The organism is Rhizobacter sp. P2_H2, assembly GCF_056403375.1.
The window spans coordinates 1-4,948 of the sequence record NZ_JBFUFP010000358.1 but is presented as its reverse complement, the minus strand read 5'-3'; the positions used below and the strand labels follow the sequence as shown (position 1 = coordinate 4,948).

Sequence of the window (4,948 nt, the reverse complement as noted above, 5' to 3'; positions counted from 1 at the left end):
CTGCAGCACGCCGATCGGCGGGGCCCAGCGCGCGCCCTTCAGCTTCTTCGATGTCACCAGCGTGATGTCCGCCGGCTCGAAGACCTCCACGTTGTGCGTGATCGGCGTCGTCAGCACGTACTGCGMGCGCGTCGACTTCAGGAAGTGCCCCACCAGCTGGATGTTGCGCACGTCCAGGTGGGCGAACGGCTCATCGATGAAGACGAAGCCGCCGGCCGTCTCGTCGTCCTTCATCAGGCCCACCAGCAGGATCAGCGATTTGATGACCTGCTGGCCGCCCGAGGCCTCGCCGTCGTTCAGCCCGATGCTGCCCTTGCCGTCGAAGTTGAAGTGCACCTTCAGCTCGGCCTGTTTCAGCACGGTGTCGTCGTTGTCGAGGTGCGGCAGGTCGGCGTTCACGTCCACGCCGGCCAGTTGGCCGAGCTCGGTGATGTTCTTGCGGTAGCGGCGCACCGTGGCGCGCAGCACGTCGATGTAGCGCGCACGGGCGTTGTCGACCGCCACGCGCGCCGCCTCGTTGCTGGCCTTGCGATCGCCGAGCTGGCCTTCCTGCTGTCGCACGGCGGCCGTCATCAGCGTCAGCTTCTCCTCGACGCTGGCATCGGTCTCCCAATGGCCCTGGTTCAGCTCGGCCTCGATGGCCTCGTTGCGCAGCTTCGCCTGCGTCGCGTTGCCGTAGCGCTGGCGCAGCACGTCCACCTGCTCCGGCGCGATCCAGCGTGCGGGGAAGCTGGCCCTGTCCTTCTGCGAGTTGGCGATGCGGCTGCGCAGGCCGTCATGGCGCTCGGTCCAGTCGCGCTCCTTCTGCACGCTGTGGAACTCGCCGTCCTTCAGCCGATCCCGCGCCTGCTCGTACCGGTGCCGGCTGGTGGTGTCCGCAGCCACCGCCTCACTGTGCTGGCGGCCCAGGTCGTTCCAGCGCTGGCCGGCAGCAGCCCGCAGCTTCGCGAGCTCGGGCAGCGCGTTGCGCGCCTGCGCGAACTCCTCGCTGCGGCGCGCCAGCTCCTCCACCGCCTTGTGCCCCTCGGCGGCCTGCTGCGCATCCTTCAGCYGCCGCTGCACGCCCTGCTGCTCCTGCGCGACGCGCATCAGCTGCTCGTCGAGCTGCGCCAGCCGCCGCTCGATCGACTTCCTGCGCGAGGCCTGCGCCGCCGCGCCGAACTGGTGCTGTTCCGGATCGACCCACACGCTGCGCCCGCCGCGGCCGTCGCGGTGATAGGCCTGCGGCGTGATCCACTCGCCACCCTGCCTGACGCCGTGCGCGGTGCTGTCCACGCGTTGGATGTTTGCCAGCTGCCGCAGCAACCAGCCCGGCGCCGCAGCGCTGAACTTCAACACCTCCAGCAGGCTGCCGGCCGCGGCCTTCGCCGGTGCCGCCTCGGCCTCGGCGACGACGTAGTGGCGATAGCGCTCGCGCTCGGCCAGCGCCAGGGCCTGCGATTCATCGCCGGTCCGCTGCAGCACGACCACCCAGCGCACGCCGCGCAGCACGCCTTCGGCCGCCGCGCGCCAGTGCTCGTCGGTGATCTCGATGACGTCGGCCAGCAGGTGGTGCGCGATGCCGGCCTCCTTCAGCGTGCGCTGGAAGCGGGCGATCTCGGGCGGCCGCGGCGTCGGCCCCTGCCCCTGCAGCTCGGCCATCGCGCGTGCCGCATCGGCCCGCTGGTCGCTCAGGCGCTGCCAGTCGGTGGCCAGGCCCTGCTTCTGCTTCTCGAGCTGCTGCAGGCGTTCGCTCAGCTGGGCCGCATCGCTCTCGATGACGGCCAGGCCCTCCAGTTCCTTCGCGTGCTTGACGACGGCCTCCACCGGCCGCTCGGCATCGCGCGCCGCATCGAAGACCCGGTGGGCGGCCGCGTGCTCGCGCTCGAGCTGGTCCACGCGCTCGCCGGCTGCCGTCTGCTCCTCGAGCAGGGTCAGCAGCTGCGCCTTCAGCTGCGCGCGCTGCCGCCCCTGCTGGGCCAGCTCCAGCCGCTGCCGGTGCAGGTCGCGCAGCTTGCCGGAGAGCTGCTCGCGCTCCTCGGCCCAGGCCAGCACCGGGATCACCTCGGTGTTCAGCGTCTCGCGTTCGCGCAGCTTCAACTGGTACTGCTGGTACAGGTTGACGCGCGCTTCCAGCTCGGCGCGCTGGGCCCGGCCGTGGGCCAGCTCGCGCTCGGCGACCTCCACCTCCTGGCTCAGCTGGCGCTGGTGGTTGCGGGCGTCTTCATAGCGGTCCAGCACGTCCTGGTCGCCGAATACGTCGAACACCAGCCGCAGCAGCTCCTTCGGCGAGTACTCGCACAGCCGGTCGGTCTGTCCCTGCTCGAGCGCCAGCACGCGCGCGATCGCGCGGCTCAGGCCGGCCCCTTCGAGGCGGCGGCGCCAGTGCTCGATGCCGAGCCAGTCCTTGTCGGGGCGCTCCACCAGCGCTTCGATGGACACGTCGCCATCGACCATCACGTAGCGGCGCTGCCAGTCGCCGCCGTTGCGGTCGATGCGGCAGGCCAGCGTCACCGTGTCGGCATACAGCAGGCAGCGCGCGAAGGGCCGGTTCGAGGCTTGCCGGTTGCGCGGCCGGTTGTCGACGGTGGCGCGCAGCCAGGCGCTGTCGGCGTTGGCATGGCGCGCATAGGTCTTGTAGCTGCGCCCGCCGGAGCAGTCGAGGCCGAGCAGCGTGCGCATCGCGTCGAGCAGCGTGGTCTTGCCCGAGCCGTTCGGGCCGGCCACGGTGATGATGGCGCCGTCGAGCGGCAATGTGAGGCGCTGGCAGTAGTCCCAGTGCAGCAGTTCGAGGCTTTGCAGGTGGAACATCGGGTCAGGCCTCTCCGGCGTCTTGCGTGTCTTGCGCGCCGCGGGCCCGCCCCAGCACCTCGTGCAGCGCGCCGTCGAGGATGCGCGGTGCGAGCACGTCGTAGTCGAGCAGCAGGTCGAGCAGCGGCCCCTCGGCGATCTCGTCGCCGCGGTGCACGATGAAGCCGTGGTTCGCGAGCCGCTTCAGGTTGCCGTCGAGCCGGGTCTTCTTGCCCAGCTGCACGCCGAAATCGGTCAGCAGCGACTTGTACGACACCACCGGGCTGACGCTTGCCGCATCGGGCAGCGGGCGGGCGGTGTTGAACATCTCGTTCTGCCCGTCGGATTCGAGGCTGGTGGCACGCGCGGCCTGGCGCTCGCGCTTGGGCAGCACGATCAGCGACCACAGCACGATCAGCAGCGAGACGGCGTCGCGCGGCAGGTCGATGTTGTTGTGGCTGTCGAGCCCGGCCTCGCCGAACACCGCGCTCTCGGCCGGGCGCAGCAGCGCCACGGTGATGTGGTCGGCGTAGATGTTGTCGACCAGGCGCAGGCCGACCTGGGCCAGCCGCTCCTGCAGCGCGGACCAGAGCTCGGCGTCGATCAATGCGCGCTTGACCTTGGGGTGTTGCCGCGGCAGCCAGCGGCGCGCGAGCAGTTCGGCCGCCAGCACGGCGGCGTCATCGAGGGAAGTACTCATTCTGGGATGCGGACGGAATCGGGTTGAACAGGTTCGGCAGACGGCGCGCGGCCGCTGCGTTGCAGGTGCCCCTCGCTGATCAGCGCGACCTCGAGGTCGGCGGTCTTCAGCAGCGTGGGCGTGAGCGCCACCTGCCACGGCATCCGCGCGAGTTCACCGGTGGGGCTCTTCAGCGCCTGGGCCTGTGCGTCGCCTAGCAGCGGCATCAGCTGCAATCGGTAGGCGGCGTGCGCGAAGCGCCCGCCCAGMACGGCCTCGCTCAGCAGGTGATCGGCGCCGGCCTCGCCGCCGGGCCCATCGTCGGGCGCCCTGCTCCAGCGGCCGAGCAGGCCGATCAGCTCGCCCAGTTCGGGCGGCAGGCTGAGGATGTCGAGCGTGCCGGCATCGGCCTGCGCGGGCGGCGGCAGGCCGGTGCTGCGCGTGGGGTCGGGGCGGTCGCGCTCGAACTCGCCTTCGGCCACGTCGAGCAGGTCGTGCTGCGTCACGAAGACGGGCCGCACGCCGATCGCCAGCGCCTCGCCGAGCAGGCTCGCCAGGTCGGTGTGGTGCTGCAGCCAGTTGCGCACATCGGACGAGGTGAGCCCGCTGCTGCCCAGCGTGACGCGCTGGCGGTCGGCCTGCTGCAGTGCACGCGTGAACTGGCTGGCCATCGACAGCAGCCGCGCCTGGTCCTGGCCGAGCGCGCGGGCGGCGCGCTCCAGGCGCGGGCTGTCGTTGTGGTCCTGGATGATGGCCGACAGCGCCTGGCCGGCCTTGTCGACCAGCTTCAGCGCGCGGTCGAAGCGCGGCTGGGCCAGGCGCAGCCGGGCCTCGGAGCCGCTCGCGATGGCCTCGGCGAACTCGTCGTGCAGGCGCGCCAGCTGGGCGTGCAGGTGCTGCAGCTGGCTGGCGTCGACCAGGCCGAGCTGCTGCGAGCCGGCCACCTGCGCGAGCAGGCCGGACAGCTCGTCATCCTGCTGCGCGGCGGTCAGCGGCGCGAGCAGCGCCTGCACCTGCTGGGCGAGCGGCGAGAGATGGTAGTCCTGAGCGGTGGCATCCCAGACCAGCAGGTCGAGGTCGCGCAGGCGCTTGAGTGCCGCGTCGAGGGGATCGGGCAGCACCGCATGGAAGAGTTGATTGACATCGTCGCGCGAGAGCCTGCCCTGGGGCTGGGCCGCCAGTTCGAGGAAACACCACAGCCGCAGCCTGACGAGCGCCGCGCTGCCGCCGAACAGCCCGCGCAGCGCGTCGATCGCCGGCTGCTTCTGCGCGAGGGCGAAGGACAGCGGGTGGTCTTGCGGGTAGCCGGGGTCACGGAACAGGTCCTCGAACTGAACGATGTCGGCGGTATCGAGAGTCGGGCCGTCGTTCATCGGCGGGATTTTGCCTCAGGGGAGTGGTGCAAGAACCCGCTGCTGCCGCGATACTGCGGCGTCCAGCCCACGGAGTCCGTCCCGTGCACTCTTCGATGACCCGTCGCCGCGCAGCACTGTCCTGCGC

3 protein-coding genes are annotated in these 4,948 nt (G+C 71.0%); all 3 read right to left on the bottom strand.

Going from position 1 to position 4,948, the window contains the following annotated elements; all coding sequences use genetic code 11:
* On the bottom strand, positions 1 to 2,790 hold a 2,790-nt coding region (locus AC1D15_RS17860; protein ID WP_477827037.1), incomplete at its 3' end, for an ATP-binding protein.
* 4 nt (positions 2,791 to 2,794) lie between these two features.
* Positions 2,795 to 3,469 (bottom strand): hypothetical protein, encoded by a 675-nt coding sequence (locus AC1D15_RS17855; RefSeq protein WP_477827036.1) that lies wholly within the window; start codon positions 3,467 to 3,469, stop codon positions 2,795 to 2,797.
* Positions 3,466 to 4,821, bottom strand: a complete 1,356-nt coding sequence (locus tag AC1D15_RS17850; RefSeq protein ID WP_477827035.1) for a hypothetical protein — start codon at positions 4,819 to 4,821, stop codon at positions 3,466 to 3,468. The genes AC1D15_RS17855 and AC1D15_RS17850 overlap by 4 nt, the downstream gene beginning before the upstream one ends.
* Positions 4,822 to 4,948: the final 127 nt, after the last annotated feature.

Coding starts and splice junctions, on each gene's coding strand:
- AC1D15_RS17855 (WP_477827036.1), bottom strand. CDS start 3,469: ATGAGTACTTCCCTCGATGACGCCGCCGTGCTGGCGGCCGAACTGCTC.